The 24495-nt window shown below is 72.9% G+C and carries 21 protein-coding genes; 12 read left to right on the top strand and 9 right to left on the bottom strand.

The genetic code is table 11. The features are described 5' to 3' along the window. Nucleotides 1–36: 36 nt before the first annotated feature. Nucleotides 37–1620, top strand: a complete 1584-nt coding sequence (locus OG559_RS07720; protein ID WP_405113815.1) for a methylmalonyl-CoA mutase — start codon at nt 37–39, stop codon at nt 1618–1620. 449 nt (nt 1621–2069) lie between these two features. Further along, entirely contained in the window at nt 2070–3332 is a 1263-nt protein-coding gene (locus OG559_RS07715) for an amidohydrolase (RefSeq protein ID WP_405113814.1), read from the top strand. Here the strand turns inward: OG559_RS07715 and OG559_RS07710 are convergent. Beyond that, nucleotides 3289–4221: a DUF4349 domain-containing protein gene (locus OG559_RS07710; RefSeq protein ID WP_405113812.1), complete on the bottom strand. Its 933-nt coding sequence runs from the start codon at nt 4219–4221 to the stop codon at nt 3289–3291. The two genes, OG559_RS07715 and OG559_RS07710, sit on opposite strands and share 44 nt — an antisense overlap. 115 nt (nt 4222–4336) lie before the next feature. On the opposite strand from OG559_RS07710, the gene OG559_RS07705 reads away from it, so the two are divergent. The 4 genes from OG559_RS07705 to OG559_RS07690 are packed head-to-tail and all read left to right on the top strand — an operon-like array spanning nt 4337 to nt 7779. Further along, nucleotides 4337–4966, top strand: coding sequence for an MBL fold metallo-hydrolase (locus OG559_RS07705; protein WP_405116468.1), 630 nt, complete (start codon nt 4337–4339; stop codon nt 4964–4966). Between the two features lie 4 nt (nt 4967–4970). Continuing rightward, a complete protein-coding gene (locus OG559_RS07700) occupies nt 4971–5993 on the top strand; it encodes a hypothetical protein (protein ID WP_405113810.1) in 1023 nt (340 codons plus the stop codon). Nucleotides 5994–5998: 5 nt separating this feature from the next. Beyond that, nucleotides 5999–6775, top strand: a complete 777-nt coding sequence (locus OG559_RS07695; RefSeq protein WP_405113808.1) for an SCO6745 family protein — start codon at nt 5999–6001, stop codon at nt 6773–6775. Between the two features lie 41 nt (nt 6776–6816). Continuing rightward, nucleotides 6817–7779, top strand: coding sequence for a GNAT family N-acetyltransferase (locus OG559_RS07690; RefSeq protein ID WP_405113806.1), 963 nt, complete (start codon nt 6817–6819; stop codon nt 7777–7779). A 75-nt stretch (nt 7780–7854) separates the two neighbouring features. Here OG559_RS07690 and OG559_RS07685 read toward each other — a convergent pair whose 3' ends face one another. Then, nucleotides 7855–8310: a gamma-glutamylcyclotransferase gene (locus tag OG559_RS07685; protein WP_405113804.1), complete on the bottom strand. Its 456-nt coding sequence runs from the start codon at nt 8308–8310 to the stop codon at nt 7855–7857. A 106-nt stretch (nt 8311–8416) separates the two neighbouring features. Here OG559_RS07685 and OG559_RS07680 point away from each other — a divergent pair, with 106 nt between their 5' ends. Next, nucleotides 8417–9820 carry an NAD(P)H-quinone dehydrogenase gene (locus OG559_RS07680; protein ID WP_405113802.1) on the top strand — a complete coding sequence of 468 codons (1404 nt, stop codon included), beginning with the start codon at nt 8417–8419 and terminating at the stop codon, nt 9818–9820. A 23-nt stretch (nt 9821–9843) separates the two neighbouring features. Here the strand turns inward: OG559_RS07680 and OG559_RS07675 are convergent, their stop codons facing one another. Continuing rightward, nucleotides 9844–10452: a DedA family protein gene (locus OG559_RS07675; RefSeq protein WP_405113800.1), complete on the bottom strand. Its 609-nt coding sequence runs from the start codon at nt 10450–10452 to the stop codon at nt 9844–9846. A 546-nt stretch (nt 10453–10998) separates the two neighbouring features. On the opposite strand from OG559_RS07675, the gene thrS reads away from it, so the two are divergent. Then, nucleotides 10999–12219, top strand: coding sequence for a threonine--tRNA ligase (gene thrS / locus OG559_RS07670; RefSeq protein WP_405113797.1), 1221 nt, complete (start codon nt 10999–11001; stop codon nt 12217–12219). Between the two features lie 62 nt (nt 12220–12281). Here thrS and OG559_RS07665 read toward each other — a convergent pair whose 3' ends face one another. From OG559_RS07665 to OG559_RS07645, 5 genes are all read right to left on the bottom strand, one after another. Next, nucleotides 12282–14210 carry an ABC transporter ATP-binding protein gene (locus tag OG559_RS07665; protein ID WP_405116466.1) on the bottom strand — a complete coding sequence of 643 codons (1929 nt, stop codon included), beginning with the start codon at nt 14208–14210 and terminating at the stop codon, nt 12282–12284. Between the two features lie 119 nt (nt 14211–14329). After that, nucleotides 14330–16063: an ABC transporter ATP-binding protein gene (locus OG559_RS07660; RefSeq protein WP_405113795.1), complete on the bottom strand. Its 1734-nt coding sequence runs from the start codon at nt 16061–16063 to the stop codon at nt 14330–14332. Next, nucleotides 16057–16539, bottom strand: a complete 483-nt coding sequence (locus OG559_RS07655; RefSeq protein ID WP_405113793.1) for a MarR family winged helix-turn-helix transcriptional regulator — start codon at nt 16537–16539, stop codon at nt 16057–16059. Before OG559_RS07655 ends, OG559_RS07660 begins: the two co-directional genes overlap by 7 nt. A 226-nt stretch (nt 16540–16765) precedes the next feature. Beyond that, the gene (locus OG559_RS07650) at nt 16766–18205 is read right to left on the bottom strand and encodes a GuaB1 family IMP dehydrogenase-related protein (protein ID WP_405113791.1); all 1440 of its coding nucleotides are present in this window, start codon (nt 18203–18205) and stop codon (nt 16766–16768) included. 81 nt (nt 18206–18286) lie between these two features. Further along, a complete protein-coding gene (locus OG559_RS07645; RefSeq protein WP_405116464.1) occupies nt 18287–18883 on the bottom strand; it encodes a LysE/ArgO family amino acid transporter in 597 nt (198 codons plus the stop codon). 96 nt (nt 18884–18979) lie between these two features. Between OG559_RS07645 and OG559_RS07640 the strand changes: the two genes are divergently transcribed. After that, complete coding sequence (locus OG559_RS07640) at nt 18980–19870, top strand: LysR family transcriptional regulator ArgP (protein ID WP_405116462.1); 891 nt, start codon at nt 18980–18982, stop codon at nt 19868–19870. A gap of 76 nt (nt 19871–19946) precedes the next feature. On the opposite strand, the gene OG559_RS07635 is transcribed toward OG559_RS07640, so the two are convergent. Beyond that, nucleotides 19947–21698, bottom strand: a complete 1752-nt coding sequence (locus OG559_RS07635; RefSeq protein WP_405113789.1) for a biotin carboxylase N-terminal domain-containing protein — start codon at nt 21696–21698, stop codon at nt 19947–19949. 131 nt (nt 21699–21829) lie between these two features. On the opposite strand from OG559_RS07635, the gene OG559_RS07630 reads away from it, so the two are divergent. The 3 genes from OG559_RS07630 (at nt 21830) to OG559_RS07620 (ending at nt 24385) form a co-directional block, all read left to right on the top strand. Next, entirely contained in the window at nt 21830–22522 is a 693-nt protein-coding gene (locus OG559_RS07630) for a PadR family transcriptional regulator (RefSeq protein ID WP_405113787.1), read from the top strand. Between the two features lie 123 nt (nt 22523–22645). Continuing rightward, nucleotides 22646–23605 (top strand): ATP-binding cassette domain-containing protein, encoded by a 960-nt coding sequence (locus OG559_RS07625; RefSeq protein WP_396669334.1) that lies wholly within the window; start codon nt 22646–22648, stop codon nt 23603–23605. Between the two features lie 24 nt (nt 23606–23629). Further along, complete coding sequence (locus tag OG559_RS07620) at nt 23630–24385, top strand: ABC transporter permease (protein WP_405113785.1); 756 nt, start codon at nt 23630–23632, stop codon at nt 24383–24385. Nucleotides 24386–24495: the final 110 nt, after the last annotated feature.

Raw genomic sequence — 24495 nt, 5'->3', positions numbered from 1 at the left:
ACCCGTCGTTGCGTCGGCGCGTCCTACCATCCGGGGATGAGCGAACGGCGGTCAAGCGAGTCCGGCTTCCCGATCAAGGGCCTCTACACGGCGGATGACCTGCCCGAGGGTCTGGACTCCCGGCTGGGCGCCCCCGGCGAGTTCCCGTACGCCCGCGGGGTCTACCCCACCATGTACACGTCGCGCCCGTGGACCATGCGCCAGTACGCCGGCTTCGGCACCGCCACGGAGTCCAACGCGCGCTACCACCAGCTTTTGCGGGCCGGCACGATGGGTCTCTCCGTCGCCTTCGACCTGCCCACCCAGATGGGGTACGACTCCGACGACCCGATCGCGCACGGCGAGGTGGGCAAGGTCGGGGTGGCCATCGACTCCGTCGAGGACATGCGGCTGCTCTTCGCCGGCATCCCGCTGGACAAGGTCTCCACCTCGATGACGATCAACGCGCCGGGCTCGGTGCTGCTGCTGCTCTACCAGCTCGTCGCCGAGGAGTCCGGGGTCGAGGGTCCGGCGCTCAACGGCACCATCCAGAACGACATCCTCAAGGAGTACATCGCCCGGGGGACGTACATCTTCCCGCCGAAGCCCTCGCTGCGGTTGGTTGCCGACACGTTCGCCTACTGCCGCAAGGAGGTGCCGAGGTGGAACACCATCTCCATCTCCGGCTACCACATGGCCGAGGCCGGCGCGACGCCCGCGCAGGAGATCGCGTTCACCCTGGCCAACGGCGTCGAGTACGTCCGGGCCGCGCTGGCCGCCGGGCTGGCCGTGGACGACTTCGCGCCCCGGCTGTCGTTCTTCTTCGTGGCCCGGACGACCCTGCTGGAGGAGGTCGCGAAGTTCCGCGCCGCCCGGCGGATCTGGGCCCGGCTGATGCGCGACGACTTCGGGGCGAAGAACCCGAAGTCGATGATGCTGCGCTTCCACACCCAGACGGCGGGCGTGCAGCTCACCGCCCAGCAGCCCGAGATCAACCTGGTCCGGGTGGCGGTGCAGGGGCTCGCCGCCGTGCTGGGTGGCACCCAGTCGCTGCACACCAACAGCTTCGACGAGGCCATCGCGCTGCCCACCGAGAAGGCCGCCCGGCTGGCCCTGCGCACCCAGCAGGTGCTGGCGTACGAGACGGACCTGACCGCCACCGTCGACCCGTTCGCCGGCTCGTACGTGGTGGAGGCGATGACCGCCGAGATCGAGGCGGCGGTGGTCGAGCTGATGGACCGGGTGGCCGATCACGGCTCGGCGGTGGACGCCATCGAGGCGGGCTTCCAGAAGCGGGAGATCGAGCAGTCCGCGTACCGGTTCGCGCAGGAGGTCGACTCGGGTGAGCGGGTGGTGGTCGGGCTCAACCGGTTCACCATCGACACCGACGAGCCGTACGAGCCGCTGCGGGTCGACCCGGAGATCGAGGCGGCCCAGGCCGAGCGGCTGGCCACGCTGCGCGCGGAGCGCGACGGGGGCGCCGTCGAGCGGGCCCTCGCCGAGCTGCGCGCCGCCGCCGAGGGCACGGAGAACGTGCTCTTCCCGATGAAGGAGGCGCTGCGGGCCCGGGCCACGGTGGGCGAGGTCTGCGGCATCCTGCGCCAGGTCTGGGGGACGTACCGCCCGAGCGACCGGTTCTGACCCCTGTCGGCCGCCCCGGCCCGCGTGTGCGGCCCGGGGGCGATGGGTAACCCGTCCGGGTGAACGGGACGGACAGCATGTGCGCGAGCGTCGCGTCCCGTCGTGTCACCGTCGGGTCGCCCCGCCGCCGGGTGCGGTCGGCTAGTTGTCCGAGTGGCGGGTAACCGAAGCGACTAATGCGACAATTTGGGAAACGGCTGCCCCGGATCGACGGTGATTTCGGAACGCCGACTCGGTTACGGGTTGTAGGAGGTGTGGGGCAGATGACGACGTTCGACCGCGATCTACCTGCTGTCCCGCAGATTGTCGAGCCCTTCCACCAGGGCTTTCGTGACGCTGCGCCATCTGATCGCTACGGGAATGAAGTTGCACAGCGTCACCGTCGGAGGTCTAGGCTGTCTGCTGTCATCCCCGATGATCCATCCATTTCTAGTGATCGAGATATCGACGTGACGAGTGCGTTGACACTGCCGAACGGCAGCAAGCTGGCGTTGTCGGACTCGCCGGAGGCGCCGTCCGGGTCCCAGCCCCTGCCCGCCGAGCTGGACCACCTGCTTGCCCTGAGGGTGCCCGGGCTCATCGCCACCCGCCGGCACATCCACTCCCATCCGGAGCTCTCCGGCGAGGAGTTCGAGACCGCCGCCCTGATCGCCCGCGAGCTGTCCCTCGCCGGGCTGACCCCGCGCATGCTGCCGAAGGGCAACGGCGTGATCTGCGACATCAACGGCCGCCCCGACGGCCCCGTCGTCGCGCTCCGCGCCGACATCGACGCGCTGCCGCTCAACGATGTCAAGGATGTGCCGTACCGGTCCACCAAGGACGGCGTGTGCCACGCCTGCGGGCACGACGTGCACACCTCCGTGATGCTCGGCGTCGGCATGCTGCTCGCCCAGCTCGCCGACCTGGGCGAGCTGGACGGCCGGGTCCGGCTGATCTTCCAACCGGCCGAGGAGATCCTGCCCTGCGGCTCGCTGGAGGTCATCGAGGCCGGCGGGCTGGACGACGTGGTGCAGATCTTCGCCCTGCACTGCGACCCCAACCAGCCGGTCGGCAAGATCGGCCTGCGGGTCGGCCCGATCACCGCCGCCGCCGACAACGTCACCGTCAGGCTCACCGGACCGGGCGGGCACACCGCCCGCCCGCACCTGACCGTCGACCTGGTCGACGCGCTCGGCCGGCTGGTCACCGAGGTGCCCGCCCTGGTCGCCCGCCGGGTGCCGGCCAACAGCGGGCTGCTGCTGGTGTTCGGCCAAGCCCTGGCCGGCACCCGGAACAACGTCATCCCGTCCGAGGCGAGCGCCTCCGGCACCCTGCGGGTGATGGACCGCGACACCTGGGCGCAGGCTCCCAAGATCGTCGCTCAGGTGGTCCGGGACGTCATCGCCCCGACCGGTGCCACGGTCGACCTGGAGTACCTGCGCGGCCGCCCGCCGGTCTGCAACGACGCCGGGGCGATCCAGGTGCTCACCGCCGCCACCGTGGCGGCGCTCGGCCCGGACGGCGTGGCGGAGACCCCGCAGAGCATGGGCGGCGAGGACTTCTCCTGGTACCTGGAGCACGTCCCCGGCGCGCTGGCACGCCTCGGCGTCGGCCGGGCCGGCCCGAACGTCGACCTGCACCGGGCCACGTTCGACGTCGACGAGCGGGCCATCCCGTTCGGCGTCCGACTCATGGTGCAGACCGCGCTACGGGCACTGGCGGCGACTCGCTGAGCACCGGCGCCGGCCTGCGCCGGCGCCGGCGCAGCACCGCCACCAGCAGCGCCACGGGCACGCCCAACGCCACCGCGAAGGGCAGCAGCGCGCCCAGCACGGTGAGCAGCACGCCCAGCGAGGCGACGAACGCGTCCCAGCCGCCGCGCAGCCCCACCAGGAATCCGGTCCCGTCCTTCTCCTCCTCGGAGGAGGTGTCGGCGTCCGACCCGACCAGGGTGAGGGTGATGGTGGAGAGCGCGGTCAGGTCGGCCAGCCGGCGCTTCTTCGCCTCCAGCGAGGCGAGGTCGGCCTCCCGCCGGGCCACCTCGCCCTCCAGCGTCACCAGGTCGCCGATCGAGCTGGCCCGGGCCAGCAGCTTGCGGCCGCTCTCCACCCGGGCCCGCTGCGTGATGATCCGGGCGTCCAGGTCGACGGTCTCCTCGGTGACGTCCTCCGTACGGATCGAGCGGCGCTCCTGCCGGCCCAGCTTGGCCAGGTCCTCCACCACGGCGGTGAACCGCGCCGCCGGCACCCGCAGCTCCAGTTCGGCGCGGGCGTTGTCGCCCGTGCTGCTGCGTTCGTCGCCGCCGACGAAACCGCCGACCGCGGTTGCCGCCGTGACGGCGGACCGGGCGGCGGCGTCCACATCGTCCACCCGCACCCGGATGTTTCCCGTGTAGATGATCGACCGCTGGTCGACCCGTAGGTCCGGCGCACCACCACCGGTGCCGGCCTTCGCCCCACCCGCCTCGGCCGGCGCCGCGCCGCCCGGTGCCGCCTTCTCCGGCGCCGATGCGGCCGAGTCCTCCGAGTTGTGCCCACCGCTGAGACCACCGCACCCACCCACCGCCAGCAGGGCTGCCAGCCCCACCGCGGTCAGCAGTGCACCTCGTGCGCGTCCGTCCATTCCCGCTCCCCCTGTTCCTGGCCCGTCGGGCGTTACGTCAGACGTGACGCGGAGACCCGTGGGTTCCGGCAGACTGCGCTGAGGGACGTCACGATTTGGTAATCAGGGGGTCATGATGCAACTCACCAAGTACGGCCACTCCTGTATCCGCGTCGAGCACGACGGCGGGGTGCTGGTCGTCGACCCGGGCGGGTTCAGCGACCCGGCGGCGCTGGACGGGGCGGACGCGGTGCTGATCACCCACGAGCACCCCGACCATCTCGACGTCGCGGCCGTCACCCGGCAGCTCGACCGCCGGCCGTTGCGCGTCCACGGCCCGGCCTCGCTGGCCGGCGTCCTCGGCGACGCGGCCGAGGCGCTGGACCCGGTCGCCCCCGGGCAGTCGTTCACCGCGGCCGGCGTGCCGGTCCGGGCGTACGGCGGGCGGCACGCCGTCATCCACCCGGACATTCCGGTGGTGGACAACCTGGGGTACCTGCTCAACGACGTGGTCTACCATCCCGGCGACTCCCTCGTGGTGCCCGAGGACGTCCAGGTGGACACCCTCTTCGCGCCGATCCACGCCCCCTGGTCGAAGTTCTCCGAGGTGCTCGACTTCATCCGCGCGGTCGCCCCGCGCCGCGCCTTCGCCGCCCACGACGGGCTGCTCAACGACAACGGCCTCGCGGTGCTCAACCGTCAGTACACGGCGCTGTCCAAGACCGACTACCAGCGCCTCGAACCGGGCAGCCGGTTGGACGCCTGACCCGGTGCCGCCCCCTCGGGACCTGGTCCGACGGCTCTACGAGGAGCCGCCGGACCGGTTCGTCGCCACCCGGGACGCGGCCGTCGCCGAGGCCCGGCGGGCCGGCGACCCGGCCACGGCCAGGGAGATCGCCCGGCTGCGCCGCCCGACCGTGGCCGCCTGGCTGGTCAACCTGCTCGCCATCCGGCGCCCCGAACTCGTCGCCGATCTGGGCCAGCTCGCCGAGGCGCTGCGCGCGGCCCAGCGCGACCTGCGCGGCCCCCGGCTGCGGGAGCTCTCCGCCCAGCGGCGGGCGGCGGTCGCCGCGCTGGTGGCCGAGGTGCGCCGGTTGGCGGCCGACGCCGAGGGTGGCCCGCCGGGCGGGAAGCTGCCCCTGGCCGAGGTGGAGGCGACACTCAACGCCGCCCTGTCCGACACCACGGTCGCTGAGCAGGTGCGTACCGGCCGGCTGCTGCGGTCCGCCAGCTACGCCGGCTTTGGCGAGGTGCCCCGCCCCCAGCTGCGGCTGGTCACCGACGACGCGGAGCCCGCACCGGCCACCCCGGACCGGGCCGCCGACCGCGATGGAGCCGCCGACCGGGACCGGGCCGCCGACCGGGACCGGGCCGCCGATCGGGACCGCGATCGGGCCGCCGACCGGGATCGGGACCGGGACCGGCGGGAACGCGACGAGCGGGAAGCGGAACGCGCCGCCCGGGCCGAGCGGGTCCGGCAGCGCCGGGCGCTGGCACGGGAACTGGCGAAGGCGCGTACCGACCAGGGCCGGGCCGAGGCGGAGCTGGCCGGCGCGGCGGACGCCGAGCACGACGGCACCGAGGAACTGGCCGACATCGAGCGCTCGCTGGCCGAGCTGGAACGGCGGCGGGCCGAGGCCGAGCAGGAGCTGAGCCGGCGGAAACTGGCCCGGCGGGCGGCGGAACGGGCTGTCACCGCCGCCCGCCGGCGCACCGGCGAGGTCGAGGGGGCGATCGAGGCGATCGACGCCGAAGAGGGGACTGACGCCGGGGACGGCGGCGGGGCAGACTGATTGCGATGACGCCGGAGCAGGTCGCCGCCGCGAGCAAACCGTTCGTGCTGGAGCTCGGGGAAACGTTCACCCGCTGCCCCGGCACGCTGCGCAGGGCCCGCCTGCTGGGCATCTCCGGCTGGGCCTTCTACATCACCGGCCGGGCCGGGGCGCTGGGTGACGTCCGGGCCCCGACGGTGGCCGCCGCCCTCGGCTTCATCGCCCCGGACGCCGTCGCCGACGGCTGGGACGCCGCCGCGCGGGTGATCCGTCCGCTGGAGGTGGCAGCCGCGAACCTCGCCGAGTGCTGCCGCTGGGGCGACGAGCATCTCGCCGCCCTGCCCGGGGCGCGCCGGCTGGGCGCGCTGCTGCGCCGGGTGGTCGCCGCGGCGGACGCCAGCGGCATGCCGCTGTTCGCCGCCTGGCGGGCCATGCCGGTGCCGAAGGACTCCCCGGGCGCCCGAGCCGCCGTCGGTCTGCTGCTGCTGCGCGAGCACTTCGCCGGGGCGTACCTGATGGCGGTGCGGGCCGGCGGGATGACCCCGCTGGAGGCGGTGCTGGCCGGGCCGGAGGGGGAGGCCGGCGCGCTGGCCTGTGGCTGGCCGCCGCCGTACCCCCGGGTCGGGCCCCTGGTGCGGCGGCGGTTGTGGGCGGAGGCGGTGACCGACCGGCTGGTCGCGGCGGGCTTTCGCGGCCTCGCCCCCGGCGAGGGCGCCGAACTGCTGGACCTGCTGGCCACCACCCGCGCGCAGGTGCGGGGACGGCCCACCCAGCGAAATCCCGGCCGGCCGGAACGGAGATAAATGGGCGGCGGCGGGCGGTGGGCTGCTGCCAGGATCGCCGGATGACCCTTCCCGTTGGCTGGAGTGCCCGCCGCCCCACCCTCGACGACGTGCCGGCGATCCTTGCGGTGGTGCACGCCGCCGACACCTTCGCGATCGGCCACCCCGACTACGACGCCGAGGACGTCGAGGCCGCGCTGACCGCCCCCTTCGTCGACCCGGCGCTCGACTCCTGGCTGGTCAGCGACCACGACGGGAGGGTCGTCGGGTGGACCGTGGTGGACAACCCGACCGGGGTGGGCCGGGAGTTCGTCGACGTCTGCGTCGACCCGGTGCGCGCCGAGGCCGCACGCGTCCCCCTGCTCACCCGGATGCTGGGCCGGGTCGCCGAGCGGGCCGCCGAGCGGGGCCTGCCCGCGCTGACCGTCCGCACCGCCGCCTTCGCGCCGGAGACCCGGTGGGTGGCGGAGCTCGCCGAGGCCGGCTTCACCCAGGTGAAGCGGTACGTGCGGATGAGCAGGACACTGACGGGCCTGCCCGTCGAGCCGCCGTGCCCGCCCGGGGTGACGATCCGTCCGCTGCACGTCGGGGACGAGGCCGACCTGCGCCTGTTCCACCGGATCTTCGACACGGCGTTCCGGGACACCCCGGACTACGAGCCGGTCGGGTACGACCAGTGGCGGGAGCAACTGCCCCCGTACGCCAGGACCTGGGACGAGTGGCTCGTCGCCGAGGTCGACGGGGTGCCGGCCGGCGCGTTGCAGTCGTCCGACCAGGCGTTGGAGCAGGACCAGGGGTGGGTCCGCACCCTTTCGGTGCTGCCGGCGTACCGGCGACACGGGGTGGGCGCCGCGCTGCTGCGGCGGGCCTTCACGGTCTACGCCGCCAAGGGCAGGCGGTCCGCCGGCCTGGGCGTCGACCTGGCCAACCCGACCTCCCCGGCGACGCTCTACCGCTCGGTGGGGCTGGGCGAGGCGCGGTGGACCGACATGTACGAGCGGGTGGTTCCGGCGGTCGGTGTGTGACCGGAGCCGCCCGCCGGGGGGCGGCTCCGCGCGCCGCCACCCACCCGGAGCAGACTGGGGGGCGTGGTAGACGCGCTACGCCGACGCGGTGCCGGTGGGGCGGGACCGCAGCTCGCTGACGTAGTCGTCGGGCGCGCCCGCCTTCTCGGCGGCGTTGGCGATCTCCGACAGGTACCACGCCGTCGGCAGGCCGCCCTCGTACCCGTCGAAGACGTAGACCCAGGCGGTCACGTCCCCGTCGAGGGTGGAGACCCGGACGTGCAGCTTGCGGTACGTCCCGGAGGTCACCCCCTCGATGTCGTCGAGCTGGCCGGCGTCGTACGGGTTGATGTCGTAGAGCGCCACGAACACCCGGTCGCTGGGGGACTCGACGATGGTGCTGACCGCGCCCTCCCAGCCGATGACGCCCTCGCCTGCGAAGGTGAGTCGCCAGCCTTCCAGCCAGCCGATGCCCACCATCGGCGAATGCGGACAGTAGGCGCGCATCCGGGCGGGGTCCAGGTTTGAGCCGTAGGCGGCGTAGTGACGCACGGCGATGACGATAGCCCGACGGGCGGGCGGGGGAGAATACGACGGTGCGTGTCGGACGTGTCGGAGAGAAGAAAGTCACCGTGAGCATGGACGAGGGGCGAGAGCTGTGAGCCAGATCGTGATCATCGGCGGGGGGCCGGCCGGGTACGAGGCGGCCCTGGTCGCCGCCCAGTTGGACGCTGATGTCACCGTGGTGGAGGCCGACGGGGCCGGCGGTGCCTGTGTGCTGTCCGACTGTGTCCCGTCCAAGACCTTCATCGCCAGCTCCTCCGTGGTCACCGGGTACCGGGACACCGAGGAGTTCGGGGTGCACTCCGACGGGCTGGAGGCGGTCACCGTCGACGCCCGGACGGTGCACGAGCGGGTCAAGCGGCTCGCCCTTCACCAGTCGGCCGACATCCACGCCAAGCTGCTGAAGGCCGGCGTCACCTTCGTGACCGGCACCGCCCGGCTCGGCGAGGACACGCTCGGTCACACCCACCGGATCGTCGTCACCCCCGCCGACGGGGCCGAGGATTACTCGATCGCCGCGTCGACCGTGCTGGTCGCCACCGGGGCCACTCCGCGTCAGCTTCCCACCGCCGTGCCCGACGGCGAGCGCATCCTGACCTGGCGGCAGGTCTACGACCTGCCCGAGCTGCCCGAGCACCTGATCGTGGTCGGCTCGGGCGTCACCGGGGCCGAGTTCGCCAGCGCGTACCTGGCCATGGGGGTCGAGGTCACCCTCGTCTCCAGCCGGGACCGGGTGATGCCGCACGAGGACGCCGACGCCGCGATGGCCATCGAGCGGGTCTTCCGCTCCCGGGGGATGACCATCCTCAACAACTCCCGCGCCGAGGGCGTCCGCCGCACCGCCGACGGGGTGGAGGTGGAACTGGCCGACGGCCGGCTGGTGCAGGGCTCGCACGCGCTGATCGCCGTCGGGTCGATCCCCAACACGGCCGGCCTCGGCCTCGACGAGTACGGCGTCGAGCTGGCCCGGGGCGGCTATGTCAGCGTCGACCGGGTGTCCCGAACCAACGTCCCCGGGATCTACGCCGCCGGCGACTGCACCGGGGTGCTGCCGCTGGCCAGTGTCGCCGCGATGCAGGGCCGGATCGCGATGTGGCACACGCTCGGCGAGGCGGTCCGGCCGCTGCGGCTGCGTACGGTCGCGGCGAACGTCTTCACCGACCCGGAGCTGGCCACCGTCGGCGTCTCCCAGGACGAGGTGGACGCCGGCAAGACGCCCGCCCGCGAGGTGATGCTGGCGTTGGGGGGCAACGCCCGGGCGAAGATGGACGACCTGGCCGACGGCTTCGTCAAGCTGTTCTGCCGCCCGGCCAGTGGCCAGGTGATCGGGGGCGTCGTGGTGGCCCCGAAGGCGAGCGAGCTGATCCTGCCGATCACCCTGGCGGTGGAGAACAACCTCACGGTCAACGAGCTGGCCCAGACGATCACCATCTACCCGAGCCTGTCGGGCTCCATCACGGAGGCCGCCCGCCAGCTCATGCTGCACGAGCTGGAGTAGCCGCCCTCAGTTCGGCTCGTCGGTCAGTCGACCGGGGCCTCGGGGCGGGTGCGGCGGGCACCGAGGGCCGACATCGCCCAACCGGCGGCGGCGAAGCCGCCCGCCGCCGCGGCGGCGATCACCAGCAGTTGCCACGCCGACTCGGTCAGCGCCGTCCCGCCCAGGTGCCCGACCAGCGCCCCGTACGTGGCCCAGCCGGCCGCCGCCACCGCCTCGTACGTCAGGAACAGCCGGTACGGGTACCGGCTGCGGCCGGCGGCGAAGCAGGCGGCCATCCGGCCGCCCGGCACGAACCGGCAGAGCAGGATCACCAGCGGACCGGGCCGGCGCAGTCCCTGGGTCATCCGTCCGGCCATCCGGCGGACCCGGCTCGGCTCGGCCTGCCGGCCCTGCCGGCGGTCCGGTGCGCGCCGGCCGATCAGGTAGCAGGCCAGGTCGCCGACGAAGACGCCGAGCGCGCCGACCCCGATGGTCAGCGGGAGGCTCAGCCCGCCGTAGACGGTGAGCGCCCCACCGGTGATCATGATCGCCTGGGTGGGGATGACCGGCACGAACGCGTCGACCGCCAGCAGCCCGAGCAGCGCCAGGTACGCCCACAGTGGCGACGCCATGTGGGTGAGTAGCTCAAGCACGACTGACACCTCGCCGGGTCCGGCAGATCGGGTGCCCCGAGCCTGGCCCCGTGGCGGGGGTCACCGGAGCCCACCCTGGCCGGTGGTGACCACCGACACGACGGTTCCGGCCCCCGACGTGCCAGGATGCGGCGGCTCGGCCGCCCTGAGCGACCTCGGCGTACGGGCCGAGCCGGGCGGCGGATCGGCTACGGGCGGCGTACCGTTGTCGGCGCGCGGCCTCGGGCGCGTCGGGCCCCCCGTTCCCGACGACCGGGCCGCCGCGGGCCGCCGGCAGGTCCCGTGCCGGCGGCCCGCTCCTGCGCCGCAGGCCCGCCGCCCGCCCGGACGCGGTGCGCGCAGCTGGCGGGGCCCGAAATCGGATGCGTGCCGGCCCGCCGCCGGTCTACCGTCTCCCCATGCGCAGCGCGGTATGGACCACGACGCCGGGAAACCCCGGCGCGCCGCACTGACGTCACCGTCATCGAGGCCCCGGGGCGAACCGCCCCGGGGCCTCGCGGCGTTCCGGGCCAGGTCGCCTCCGGGTCGTACCCGAGGGAGAGCGACATGACCGACCACCGCAGGCTCGGCCGGGAGCTGGAACTGTTCGTCTCCGACCCGCTGACCGGCGCCGGCCTGCCCATCTGGCTGCCGGCGGGCGCCGCCGCCCGGCACGCCGTCGAGGCGTACGTCCACGAGCTGGAGCGACGGGCCGGCTACCAGCACGTCTACTCGCCGCCGCTGGGCAAGCGGGAGCTGTTCGAGCTCTCCGGCCACCTCGGCTACTTCGCCGACGACATGTTCCCGCCGATGCGGCTGAGCCCGGACGACGAGTTCGTGCTCCGCCCGGCGCTCTGCCCGCACCACGCCTTGGTCTTCCGGGCCCGGGGCCGGTCCTACCGGGAGCTCCCGCTGCGGGTCGGCGAGCTGGGCGGGATGTACCGGGCGGAGCGCTCGGGGGTGCTCGGCGGGCTGTCCCGGGTGCGCGCCATCTCGCTCAACGACGCGCACAACTTCTGCGCCCTGGAACAGGTGGGTGAGGAGGTCGCGGCGATCCTGGCGCTGATCCGCGAGGCGCACGCCGCGCTCGGCGTCCGCCCGGCGGGGTTCCGGCTGTCGCTGCGCGGTCCGGGCCAGCGGTACGTCGGCACCGACGAGCAGTGGCACCGGGCCGAGGACCTGCTCCGGGAGGCGCTGAACGGCGTGGACGTCGTCGAGGCGCCCGGCGACGCCGCGTTCTACGGGCCGAAGATCGACATTCAGGTCGCCGACCCGACCGGCCGGGAGTCCACCCTCGCCACCGTCCAGCTCGACTTCGACAAGCCCGAGAAGTTCGACCTGTCGTACACCGGCTCCGACGGTGGCCGGCGGCGGCCGGTGATGGTGCACCGCAGCCTGGTCGGCAGCATGGAGCGGTTGTTCGCCCACCTGATCGAGGCGCACGACGGCGCTTTCCCACCCTGGTACGCCCCCGTACAGGTGACCGTGCTCCCGGTCGACCCCGACGATCCGGGGCAGGCCGCGGCGGCCGACCGGCTCGCCCGGGACGCCGTCGCGCTCGGCCTGCGGGCCGAGGTCGACGGGGGTGGGTCGCTGGGCTCCCGGATCCGCGACACCGCCCGCCGTCGGGTGCCGTACGTCGCGGTGCTCGGTGCCCGGGAGGCGGCCGACGGCGCGGTCGCCCTGCGCCTGCGCGACGGCCGCCGCCTGGACCCGCGGCCCGCCGCCGACGCCCTGGCCCTGGTCGCGTCGGTGGTCGCCACCCGGTCGGCGGCGCTGCTGCCCTGACCCAGGCCCGTCACCCGGCCCGGGGCCGGTCGCCGCTGTCGCTGGATCTCCGGACACGACGATCAGCCCTGGACCGAGGCGGCGGGCAGCGACACGGGGTCGGGGGGGAGGGCCGGATCGGGCTGGCTGAACTGGGCCTGGTAGAGCCGGTGGTACGCGCCCCGGGCGGCCTGCAGCTGATCGTGGGTGCCCTGCTCGACGATGCTGCCGTTCTCCATCATCAGGATCAGGTCCGCGTCCCGGATGGTGGAGAGACGGTGGGCGATGACGAAGCTGGTCCGGTCCGAGCGCAGCGCCGCCATGGCCCGTTGGAGCAGCACCTCGGTCCGGGTGTCGACCGAGCTGGTCGCCTCGTCGAGGATCAGCAGCGACGGCTCGGCCAGGAACGCCCGGGCGATGGTGATGAGCTGCTTCTCGCCGGCGCTGACGTTGCTGCCCTCCTCGTCGACGACGGTGTCGTAGCCGTCGGGGAGGCTGCGGACGAACCGGTCCACGAAGGTGGCCTTGGCGGCGGCGACGATCTCCTCCTCGCTCGCGGTCGGCCGGCCGTACGCGATGTTGTCCCGGATGGTGCCGCCGAACAGCCAGGTGTCCTGGAGCACCATGCCGATCCGGCCGCGCAGGTCGTCCCGGCTCAGGGTGGTGATGTCCACCCCGTCCAGGGTGATCCGGCCGGTGTCCAGCTCGTAGAAGCGCATGATCAGGTTGACCAGGGTGGTCTTGCCCGCCCCGGTCGGCCCGACGATCGCCACCGTGTGCCCCGGCTCGGCGACCAGCGACAGGTCCTCGATCAACGGCTTGTCCGGCTCGTACCGGAAGGAGACGTGCTCGAACTCGACCCGGCCGTGCGGGTCGGTCACCCGGGCCGGCGCGGCCGGGTCGAGGCTCTGCTCGTCGGCGTCGAGGACGGCGAACACCCGCTCGGCGGACGCCACCCCGGACTGGAGCAGGTTCGCCATCGAGGCGACCTGGGTGAGCGGCTGGGTGAACATGCGGGAGTACTGGATGAACGCCTGCACGTCGCCCAGGCTCATCGACCCCGACGCCACCCGCAGGCCACCGACCACGGCGATCGCCACGTAGCTGAGGTTCCCGACGAACATCATCGCCGGCATGATGATCCCGGAGATGAACTGGGCGCCGAAGCTGGCCCGGAACAGCTCCTCGTTCTTGGCGGTGAAGGCCGCCTCCACCTCGTGCTGCCGGCCGAAGACCTTGACCAGCTCGTGGCCGGTGAACGCCTCCTCGATCTGGCCGTTCAGCTCGCCGGTGTGCTTCCACTGGGCGATGAACTTCGGCTGTGAGCGCTTGGTGATCTGGCCGGTCACCACCACTGACAGCGGCACCGCGACCAGGGCGGCCAGCGCCAGTAGCGGCGAGATCCAGAACATCATGGCCAGTACGCCGATCAGGGTGAGCAGCGAGGTGAGCAGCTGACTCAGGGTCTGCTGGAGGGTCTGCGAGATGTTGTCGATGTCGTTGGTGACCCGGCTGAGCAGCTCGCCGCGCGGTTGCTTGTCGAAGTAGGGCAGCGGCAGCCGGTTCAGCTTCTCCTCCACCTCGGCGCGCAGCCGCAGCACGGTGCGCTGCACCACGCCGTTGAGCAGCCAGCCCTGCCACCACATCAGCAGGCTGCCCGCCAGGTAGAGGACGAGCGCCAGCAGCAGCACCCGACCCAGCGCGGTGAAGTCGATGCCCACCCCGGGCACCAGGTCCATCCGGGCGAGCATGTCGGCGAAGTTGTCGTTGCCGGACGCCCGGGCCCCCGCCACGGCCTGCTCGGCGGTGGTCCCGGGCGGGAGCTGCCGGCTGATCGCCCCGCTGAAGATCAGGTCGGTCGCGCGGCCGAGGAGCTTCGGTCCGTACACGCTGAACCCGACGCTGATCACGGCGAGCACGACGATGACGACGAGCGGGAGCCGGTGTGACCGCAGCCGCCCCAGCAGCCGGCGGGCCGACGGCCCGAAGTTCATCGACTTCTCGGCCGGCATGCCGGCGCTCGGCAGCGGGCCGCCGCGGTGGCCGCCCTGGGGCAGCCGCGTCGGCGTCTGCGCTTTACCGCCGGCCGCGGGCCGTCCCTGCGGCGCGGGCTTCTGACCCGGTACGGCGGTCATGCCGGCACCCCCGCGCTCTGCTGGGAGGCGACGATCTCCGCGTACGTCGGGCAGTTCTCCAGTAGCTCGGCGTGTCGGCCCATCCCGACGATGCCCCCGTCCTCAAGCACGATGATCTGGTCGGCGTCGACGATCGTGGAGACCCGCTGGGCCACGATCACCATCGACGCGTCCGCGGTGACCGGCCGCAGCGCCGCCCGGAGCCGGGCGTCGGTGCCGAGGTCGAGTGCCGAGAACGAGTCGTCGAACAGGTAGATCTCCGGCCGCCGGACCAGGGCCCGGGCGATGGCCAGGCGCTGCCGCTGCCCGCCGGAGACGTTGGTGCCGCCCTGCGCGATCGGGGCGTCCAACCCCTCGGACAGTTCGGCGACGAAGTCGCGCGCCTGGGCGATCTCCAGGGCCGCCCACAGCTCCGCGTCGGTGGCGCCCGGGTTGCCGTACCGCAGGTTGCTGGCGATCGTCCCGCTGAACAGGTACGGACGCTGCGGCACCAGCCCGATCCGCCGCCACAGCTCGTCGGGCGCCAGGTCGCGGACGTCCACCCCGTCGACCAGCACCGCGCCGGCCGTGGTGTCGACCAGCCGGGGGATCAGCGAGAGCAGGGTGCTCTTGCCGGATCCGGTGCTGCCGATGATCGCCGTGGTGCGCCCGGGCGTGACCCGGAAGGAGATGTCGTGCAGCACCGGCTCGCTCGCCCCCGGGTACTGGAACCGCACGTCGCGCAGCTCCAGCTCGCCCCGGCCGGTCACCTCGGTGACCGGCGCGGCCGGCGCGACCACCGAGGAGTCGGTGTCCAGCACCTCGACGATCCGCTCGGCGCAGACTGCGGCGCGCGGCACCATCATCAGCATGAAGGTGGCCATCAGGACGGCCATCAGGATCTGCATCAGGTACACGAGGAAGGCGGTGAGCGCGCCGATCTGGATCTGCCCGGCGTCCACCCGTTGCGCGCCGAACCACAGCGCCGCGACGCTGGAGACGTTGAGCATCAGCATCACCACCGGGAAGATGAGGGCCATCAGCCGGCCGGTGCGCAGTGCGGTCGCGGTCAGGTCGACGTTCGCGCGGGCGAAGCGTTCCGTCTCGTACGGCTCGCGGACGAACGCCCGGACCACCCGGATGCCCGTGATCTGCTCGCGCAGCACCCGGTTGACGGTGTCGATCCGGGTCTGCATGAGCCGGAAACTGGGCACCATCCGCCGGATGATCAGCCCGAGCGCGAGCGCCAGCACCGGGACGCAGACCAGCATCAGCCAGGACAGCTCGACGTCCTCGCGCAGCGCCATCACCACCCCGCCGACGCTCATGATCGGCGCGCCGACGAGCATGGTGCAGCTCGTCAGCACGAGCATCTGCACCTGTTGCACGTCGTTGGTGTTGCGGGTGATCAGCGAGGGCGCGCCGAACCGGGCCACCTCGCGGGCGGAGAAGCGGTTGACGTGGCCGAAGATCTCCGCTCGGACGTCCCGGCCGAAGCCCATCGCCGTGCGGGCGCCGAGGTAGGCCGCGGCGATCGAGCAGGCGATCTGGACCAGGCTGACCAGCAGCATCCAGCCGCCGGTGCGCATGATGTAGTCGGTGTCGCCACGGGCCACGCCCTGGTCGATGATGTCGGCGTTGAGGCTCGGCAGGTAGAGCGAGGCCATCGTGCCGACGAGCTGGAAGGCCACCACCGCCGCCAGCGGGCGGCGGTAGGGCCCCAGGTGGGTGCGGATAAGTCGGATCAGCACGCAGGCTCCTGCGGTCTCGTTTCGGGACTCGTCATCTGTGGCTCCTCTCCGCTGCCGATGACCTCGATCAGGAACTCCCGGATCACGGCTGCCTTCACCGGGTCGGCGTCGACGGAGGTCAGCGGTCCCCTGGTCTGCATGAGGGTGGTGAGCTTGGCGACCTGCTCCCGGCCGGCGGGGGTGAGGGCCAGCCGGACCCTGCGCCGGTCGGCGTCGTCGCGGTGCCGCTCCACCAGGCCGTCGCGTTCCAACGTGTCGACGATGCCGGTGAGGGTGGCGGGCCGGACGAAGCAGCGCTCGGCGACCGCCCGGTGCGGCAGTTCGCCGTACCGGGCGAGGGTGATCAGGGTGCCCATGCCGGCCTGCGTGAGGCCGTGCTCCTCTGCCAGGTAGCGGTTCCACTGCTGACCGACGAGGTGGCCAGCAGTGACCAACAGACGGCCCAGCGGCACGTCTCCCAGCCCGGTCACGTCCATGTCCCTCAGATTAGCTCCCTGATGGTCAGGCCCCAAACGAAATTACGGACCCCTGCCAACAAGAGCAACGCACCCGCCCCGAGCGAAGTTACCCCCACCCCCACCCCACGGCTGCCCCGCGCAGCCCCGGTTGATCAAGAGGTTTGGGTCGCCCGGACGGGCGTGGACGACGTGAACCTCCCGATCAACCGGGTATCGGATGAGGGTGGGGTGGGGTGGGGTGGGGTTACCAGCTTGTTGGTAGGGGCATGCCCTCGGTGTAGCCGGCCGTGCTCTGTACTCCGACCAGTGCACGTTCGTGGAACTCGGCCAGGTTTCGCGCGCCCGCGTACGTGAAGGCGCTGCGCACCCCGGCGATGATCTCGTCGATCAGGTCCTCGACGCCCGGCCGGGTCGGGTCCAGGTACATCCGGGCCGAGGAGATGCCCTCCTCGAAGACCGCCTTGCGGGCCCGGTCGAACGGGCTGTCGTCGGCGGTCCGGGCGCTGACCGCCCGGGACGAGGCCATCCCGAAGCTCTCCTTGTACCGCCGGCCGTCCGCGTCGGTGTACAGGTCGCCCGGTGACTCGTACGTGCCGGCGAACCAGGACCCGATCATCACGTTCGACGCGCCGGCCGCCAGCGCGAGCGCCACGTCCCGGGGGTGCCGTACCCCGCCGTCGGCCCAGACGTGCCGGCCCAGGTCCCGGGCCGCCGCCGCGCAGTCGAGCACGGCGGAGAACTGCGGCCGGCCGACCCCGGTCATCATCCGGGTGGTGCACATCGCACCCGGTCCGACGCCCACCTTCACGATGTCCGCGCCGGCCTCGACCAGGTCGCGTACCCCGTCAGCGGTGACCACGTTGCCGGCCGCGACCGGGACGCCCGGGTCGAGCTTGCGCACCGCCCGCAGCGCGGAGAGCATCCGTTCCTGGTGGCCGTGCGCGGTGTCCACCACCAGCGTGTCCACCCCCGCCTCCAGCAGCGCGGCGGCCTTGCCGGTGACGTCGCCGTTGATCCCGACCGCCGCCGCGACCCGCAGCCGACCCCGGTCGTCCGTCGCCGGCCGGTAGAGGGTGGCGCGCAGCGCGCCCTTGCGGGTCAGCACCCCGACCAGCCGTCCCTCGCCGTCCACCACCGGCGCGAGCCGCCGCCGGCCCGCCGAGAGCCGGTCGAATCCGGTACGCGGGTCCGCGTCCGCCGGCACCGTGTGCAGCTCGGTCGACATCACGTGCCGGAGCTGGGCGAACCGGTCCACCCCGACGGTGTCCGCCTCGGTCACCACGCCCAGCGGGCGACCGGCCTCGTCGATCACGACCACCGCGCCGTGCGAGCGTTTCGGCAGCAGGTGGATGGCGTCGCCGACGGTGTCCGTCGGGCCGAGCGTGATCGCGGTGTCGTGCACCAGGTGCCGCCGCTTGACCCAGGCGACGACGGTGGCCACCACCTCGATGGGGATGTCCTGCGGGATCACCGCGACGCCGCCACGCCGGGCGACCGTCTCGGCCATCCGCCGGCCGGACACGGCCGTCATGTTGGCCACCACCAGGGGGATCGTCGTGCCCGTGCCGTCCGCGGTGGCCAGGTTGACGTCCAACCGGGAACCGACCTCGGAGCGGGTGGGCGCCATGAAGACGTCGTTGTATGTCAGGTCGTGCGCGGGAACCGCGCCTTGAAGAAAACGCACGTCGCCATCATTCCCGCCCGCCGACGCCCGTGCCCCCGGTGGTAGCCGAAAACACCCTGACCAAGCCCGGAGCCGACGTGGTCAGCCGAGCAGCAGGGTCACCGCGACCGCGACCATCACGAGGGCGACCGCGCCGTCGACGAGTCGCCAGGCCGCCGGGCGGGCCAGCACGGGCGCGAGCCGGTGGGCGGCGGCGCCGATGACCGTGAACCAGACCACGCTGGCCAGCGCGGCGCCCGCGCCGAAGACCCAGTGGTGCGGATGCTGGCGGGCCACCCCACCGAGCAGGAGGACGGTGTCGAGGTAGACGTGCGGGTTGAGGTAGGTGAACGCGAGGCAGGCCAGCAGCGTCGCCCCGAGGGGTGCGGGCGGCCGGTCGGCGGGGGAGAGCGCGCCGGGCCGCAGCGCGCGGCGGGCGGCCAGCACGGCGTACCCGAGCAGGAACGCGGCGCCGAGCCAACGGACGGCGGTGACGGCGGCGGGGTGTTCCGCCGTGGCGGTGCCCATCCCGGCGATGCCGACCGAGATGAGCAGGGCGTCGGACGCGGCGCAGACGGCGACCACCGGCACGACGTGCTCCCGGCGCAGGCCCTGCCGCAGGACGAAGGCGTTCTGCGCGCCGATGGCGGCGATCAGCGCGATGGAGAGGGAGAAACCGGCGGCGGCGGAGCCGGCCACGGAGCTGCTGAGGATTTCGGGCACGGGCCGACGCTACGAGCCGCCCGCGATGCAGCCCAGCTAAAGATCTTCATGGTGGATAAGCTCGGCTTCATCATGCTGGACTCCACGCAGCTCCGGACGTTCGTCGCGGTGGTCCGCGAGGGCAGCTTCGAGGCGGCGGCGCGATCCCTGCACGTCACCCCCTCGGCCGTCAGCCAACGGATCAAGGCACTGGAACAGGCCGTCGGGCAGGTGCTCATCCGCCGGTCGAAGCCGTGCCAGGTCACCGACGCGGGCCGTCCGCTGCTGCGGCTGGCCGGGCAGGTGGCGCTGCTGGAACGCGAGGCGCTGCACGCAGCCCGGCCGCCGACGGTCGGCGGGTCCGCCCCCACCCGGGTGACGGTCGTCGCGAACGAGGACTCGCTCGGCACCTGGTTCGTCGGCGCGCTGGCGCGGCTGCCCACCGAGCTGGCGCTGCTGTTCGACGTCCGCCGGGACGACGAGGACCACACGGCGGAGCTGATCCGCGACGGTACGGCGATGGCGGCGGTGACCGCGCAGCGCGACGCCGTCCAGGGCTGCCGGGTGGAGCGGCTGGGCGCGATGCGGTACGTCGCGCTGGCCCGGGCCGGGTTCGCCGACCGCCACTTCCCCGACGGGCTCACCGAGGCGGCCCTCGCGTCGGCGCCGATGATGGCGTTCGACCGCAAGGACCAGCTTCAGCACAGGTTCGCCCGTACCGTGACCCGCCGTCGGATCGACCCGCCGATCCACTACGTCCCGTCCTTCGACGGCTTCAACGAGGCGGTGCGGCTCGGGTTGGGCTGGGGCATGGTCCCGGAGCGGTTCGCCCGCGTCGACATCGCCGCCGGGCACTGCGTCGATCTCGGCGCCGGGCGTCACCTGGACCGCCCGTTGTACTGGCAGCACTGGCGGGTGGCCTCCGCCGCCCTGGACGCGCTGACCACCGCCGTCCGTGCGGTGGCGGGCGCCGAGCTGCGCTGACGTCGCCCGCCCGCGTCCCGCTGGGTGGGCTCGGCCTGTGCCGCGCTGGGGCCGCCCCCGCGCGGGGCCGGGTAGGTCAGGCGATGGTGCAGATTGCCGCGCCGGCGGCGATGACGGCACCGACCTCGGCTGCGAGGCCGCTGACCGTGCCCGCCTGGTGGGCGTGCAGCGGCTGCTCCATCTTCATCGCCTCCAGCACCACGACCAGGTCACCCTCGGCGACGGTGTCCCCGTCGGCGACGGCGATCTTGACGAGGGTGCCCTGCATCGGGGAGGTGAGCGCGTCCCCGCTGACCGCCGCGCCGGCCTTGGCCCCGCCGCCCCGGCGGGCCGGCTTGCGCGTGGCGGGCGGGGCTGCGGTCGTACCCGCGCCGAGGCCTGCGGGGAGGCTCACCTCCAGCCGCTTGCCGCCGACCTCGACCACGACGGTCTCGCGCCCGGCCGGCGCGTCGGCGGGGCCGGCGGTGGCGGTGAACGGTGGGACGGTGTTGTCGAACTCGGTCTCGATCCACCGGGTGTGCACGCTGAACGGCTCGGCGGTGAACGCCTCGTCGCGCACCACGAGCCGGTGGAACGGCAGGGCGGTGGCCATCCCCTCGACGACCATCTCGTCCAGCGCCCGCCGGGCCCGCTCCAGGGCCTCGGTGCGGGTCTCTCCGGTGACGATCACCTTGGCCAGCAGCGAGTCGAAGTTGCCGCCGATCACGTCGCCGGCCGAGATGCCGGTGTCCACCCGGACGCCCGGGCCGGTGGGCAGCCGCAGCGCGGTGACCGTGCCGGGGGCGGGCAGGAAGCTGCGGCCCGGGTCCTCGCCGTTGATCCGGAACTCGATGGAGTGCCCGCGCGGGGCCGGGTCCTCGACCAGCCGCAGCTTCTCGCCGTCGGCGATCCGGAACTGCTCACGGACGAGGTCGATTCCGGCGGTCTCCTCGGTGACCGGATGCTCGACCTGGAGCCGGGTGTTGACCTCCAGGAAGGAGATGGTGCCGTCCGCGCCGACCAGGTACTCCACGGTGCCGGCGCCCTGGTACCCGGCCTCCCGGCAGATCGCCTTGGCGCTCTCGTGGATCTGGGCGCGTTGGGCGTCGGTGAGGAACGGCGCGGGGGCCTCCTCGACCAGCTTCTGGTGCCGGCGCTGGAGCGAGCAGTCCCGGGTGCCCACGACGACCACGTTGCCGTGCTGGTCGGCGAGGACCTGCGCCTCGACGTGCCGGGGCTTGTCCAGGTACCGCTCGACGAAGCACTCACCCCGCCCGAATGCGGCGATTGCCTCCCGGGTCGCCGACTCGAAGAGCTGCGGGATCTCCTCCATCGTGCGGGCCACCTTGAGGCCGCGCCCGCCGCCGCCGAAGGCGGCCTTGATGGCGACCGGCAGCCCGTGGTCGACGGCGAAGGCGATCACCTCGTCCGGGCCGCCGACCGGGTCGGCGGTGCCGGGGACCAGGGGAGCGCCGGCCCGCTGGGCGATGTGCCGGGCGGTGACCTTGTCGCCGAGGTCCTGGATCGCCTGCGGTGCCGGGCCGATCCAGGTCAGGCCCGCGTCGATGACGGCATGGGCGAAGTCGGCGTTCTCGGAGAGGAACCCGTACCCGGGGTGGACGGCGTCCGCGCCGGCCTTCTCGGCGACGTCGATCAGCTTGTCGATCCGCAGGTACGTCTCGGCGGCGGTGTCGCCGCCCAGGGCGTACGCCTCGTCGGCCAAAGTCGCGTGCAGGGCGTCCCGGTCGGAGTCCGCGTAGACGGCGACGCTGCCCAGGCCGGCGTCGCGGCAGGCACGGATGACGCGGACGGCGATCTCGCCGCGGTTGGCGATGAGTACCTTGCGCACCTTGGTGGCTCCTCCCCGGAGGTTACTGACCGGGAGTTTATCGGCCGCCGCCGTCGCCCTAACGGTCGCTCAGTGTGGTATATGGCACTGCCCGAGCGCCGATAGTCAAACTTGTCTAATACGCTCGTCCGGTGTCTGCCACGCGCATGATGATTCTCGGGCTGGTCAAGTGGATGCAGCCGGTGCACGGCTACGACGTACGTCGTGAGCTGCTCAGTTGGGGTGCCGACAAGTGGGCCAGCGTGCAGCCCGGCTCGATCTACCATGCGCTGCGCAAGCTGGCCCAGGATGGGCTGCTCCGCGAGGTGGCGACCGAACAGGTCGGGGCCCGGCCGGCCCGGACGACGTACGAGATCACCCCGAGCGGGCTCGACGAGTTCGAGACCCTGCTGCGCGACCTGTGGTGGGGCAACCAGCAGCCCGCCGACCCGTTCGTGGCCGCGTTCGCGTTCCTGCCGGCGCTGCCCCGCCCGGAGGCGGTGGCCGCGCTGCGCAGCCGGGGGCGGGTGATCCGGGCCGGCGTGGAGAGCATGCGCGCCTCGATGGAGTCGTCCTGGATCCGGGATTCCAAGCCGGTCGGGGTCACCTGGACGTACGAGTTGTGGATCGCCCGGGGGGAGGCGGAGGCGGGCTGGTGCGACCGGGTCGCCGACCGGATCGAGGCCGGCGCGCCGTACCTGCCGGAGGGCCTGGCCGGCCGCGACGGCCGGATCGCGGTGGAGCCGGCCGCTGCCTTCGCCCCGGACCAGGAGTCGGAGTCGGCGCCGGAGTCGGAGCCGGAGTCGGAGCCCGGATCGTCGCCGAGAGTCGACGGGAACGCGTAATAATCAAAGTTGACCAATGAAGTTATATCGCGTTAGCCTCGGCGGGACGTCCGGAGTGACGCCCCTGTGCCACCCCCTGCGGAACGGCCGGTTCCGGCCGGCCACGGACGAACAGGAGCGAAGATGATCGAGACCAGAGGGCTGCGGAAGTCCTTCCGCTCCCGTGCCGGTCGGGACAAGAAGACCGTTGACGCCGTCCGCGGGGTCGACCTGAACGTCGCCGAGGGGGAGATCTTCGGCTTTCTCGGGCCCAACGGGGCCGGCAAGACCACCACGCTGCGGATGCTGGCCACCCTCATCGAACCCGACGGCGGCGCGGCCACCATCGCTGGCGCCGACCTGCTTCGCCGGCCCGCCGAGGTGCGCCGCCGAATCGGCTACGTCGCCCAGGGCGGCAGCACCTGGGACGACTCCACCGCCCGCGAGGAGCTCGTCCTGCACGCCCGGATGTACGGCATCCGCAAGGCCGACGCCCACCGTCGCGCGGAGCGCGCCCTGGCAGCGTTCCAGCTCACCGAGTACGCCGACCGCAAGTGCAAGACCTATTCCGGCGGCCAGCGACGGCGGGTCGACATCGCCCTCGGCATCATCCACGAGCCACGGATCGTCTTCCTGGACGAGCCGACCTCCGGCCTCGACCCGCAGAGCCGGGCCCACATGTGGGACGAGATCCGCCGGCTGCGCAGCGAGGGGATGACCGTCTTCATCACCACGCACTACCTGGACGAGGCCGACGCGCTCTGCGACCGGATCGCGATCATGGACCATGGCGAGCTGGTCGCCGAGGGCACCCCGGTCGAGCTGAAGCGCGCAATCTCCGGCGAGGTGGTCGTCGTCGGGCTGGACGCCGCCGCGACCCCGCACGCCGCCCAGCTGCTCGACTCCGAGCCGTACGTCAACAAGCTGGAGACCGTCGACGGCGGCGGCCTGCGCCTCCACGTCGACGAGGGGGCGACCGCCATCCCGCAGATCCTGCGCCGCATCGACAACGCAGGCCTCGCGCTGAGCTCCATCGAGCTGCACCGGCCCAGCCTCGACGACGTCTTCCTCACCAAGACCGGCCGCTCGCTGCGCGAGTCCTGACCCGCCCCCGACAGGAGAACCCTCGTGAAACTCGCCCGCGACACGTGGCTGATCTTCCAGCGCCAGATACAGCTGCTGCTGCGTAACCCGGTCTGGGTCGTCGTCGGCGTCTTCCAGCCGGTGATGTATCTGCTCCTCTTCGCCCCGCTGCTCAAGCCGGCCCTGAACGCGCCGACCCAGGCCGAGGCGTACAAGATCTTCGTGCCCGGCGTGCTCGTGCTGCTGGCCATCTTCGGCGGCCTGTTCCAGGGCTTCGGCCTGATCGCCGAGCTGCGCGCCGGGATCATCGAGCGGTCCCGGGTCACCCCGGTGAGCCGGCTCGCCCTGCTGCTCGGCCGTTCGATGCGCGACGTGGTGTCGCTGCTGGTCCAGGCCGTCATCATCACCCTGCTCGCGCTCCTGTTCGACCTGCGGGTGTTCATCGGCGACCTGCTGCTGGCCTACCTGATGCTCGCCCTGATCGCGCTGATGACCTCGGCCGTCTCGTACGGCGTCGCGCTCAAGGTCAAGAGCGAGGACGCGCTCGCCCCGCTGATGAACACCGTGGCCCAGCCGGTGCTGCTGCTCTCCGGCATCCTGCTGCCGCTCACCTTCGCCCCCGGCTGGCTCCAGGGCGTAGCCGAGTGGAACCCGTTCTCCTGGGCGGTCGATGGCACCCGGGCGCTGTTCGCCGGGGAACTCGGCAACGACAAGGTCTGGCAGGGGCTGGCCATCATCGCGGTGCTGGCCGCCGCCGGCGTCGTCTGGGCTGCCCGCCAGTTCGCCCGCAGCGTGCGGTGAGTCGGAGGGCGTCCTCCCAGCGCCCGCCGCCGGTGGGGCAGGGGTGCCATTCATCGCCGAGAGCTGCCTCTCACCGAGGGCGGGGCACCGGTCCGCCGCGCGTAGCGTAA

The sequence above is a fragment of the Micromonospora sp. NBC_01405 genome (assembly GCF_045040155.1).
Classification (GTDB): Bacteria; Actinomycetota; Actinomycetes; order Mycobacteriales; family Micromonosporaceae; genus Micromonospora.
Note: the sequence above shows the minus strand (reverse complement) of the source record. Positions and strands in the feature narration are given on the sequence as shown.

Coding starts and splice junctions, on each gene's coding strand:
- OG559_RS07625 (WP_396669334.1), top strand. CDS start 22,646: ATGATCGAGACCAGAGGGCTGCGGAAGTCCTTCCGCTCCCGTGCCGGT.
- thrS (WP_405113797.1), top strand. CDS start 10,999: ATGACCGACCACCGCAGGCTCGGCCGGGAGCTGGAACTGTTCGTCTCC.
- OG559_RS07705 (WP_405116468.1), top strand. CDS start 4,337: ATGCAACTCACCAAGTACGGCCACTCCTGTATCCGCGTCGAGCACGAC.
- OG559_RS07655 (WP_405113793.1), bottom strand. CDS start 16,539: ATGGACGTGACCGGGCTGGGAGACGTGCCGCTGGGCCGTCTGTTGGTC.
- OG559_RS07710 (WP_405113812.1), bottom strand. CDS start 4,221: ATGGACGGACGCGCACGAGGTGCACTGCTGACCGCGGTGGGGCTGGCA.
- OG559_RS07640 (WP_405116462.1), top strand. CDS start 18,980: ATGCTGGACTCCACGCAGCTCCGGACGTTCGTCGCGGTGGTCCGCGAG.
- OG559_RS07695 (WP_405113808.1), top strand. CDS start 5,999: ATGACGCCGGAGCAGGTCGCCGCCGCGAGCAAACCGTTCGTGCTGGAG.
- OG559_RS07720 (WP_405113815.1), top strand. CDS start 37: ATGAGCGAACGGCGGTCAAGCGAGTCCGGCTTCCCGATCAAGGGCCTC.
- OG559_RS07665 (WP_405116466.1), bottom strand. CDS start 14,210: ATGCCGGCCGAGAAGTCGATGAACTTCGGGCCGTCGGCCCGCCGGCTG.
- OG559_RS07690 (WP_405113806.1), top strand. CDS start 6,817: ATGACCCTTCCCGTTGGCTGGAGTGCCCGCCGCCCCACCCTCGACGAC.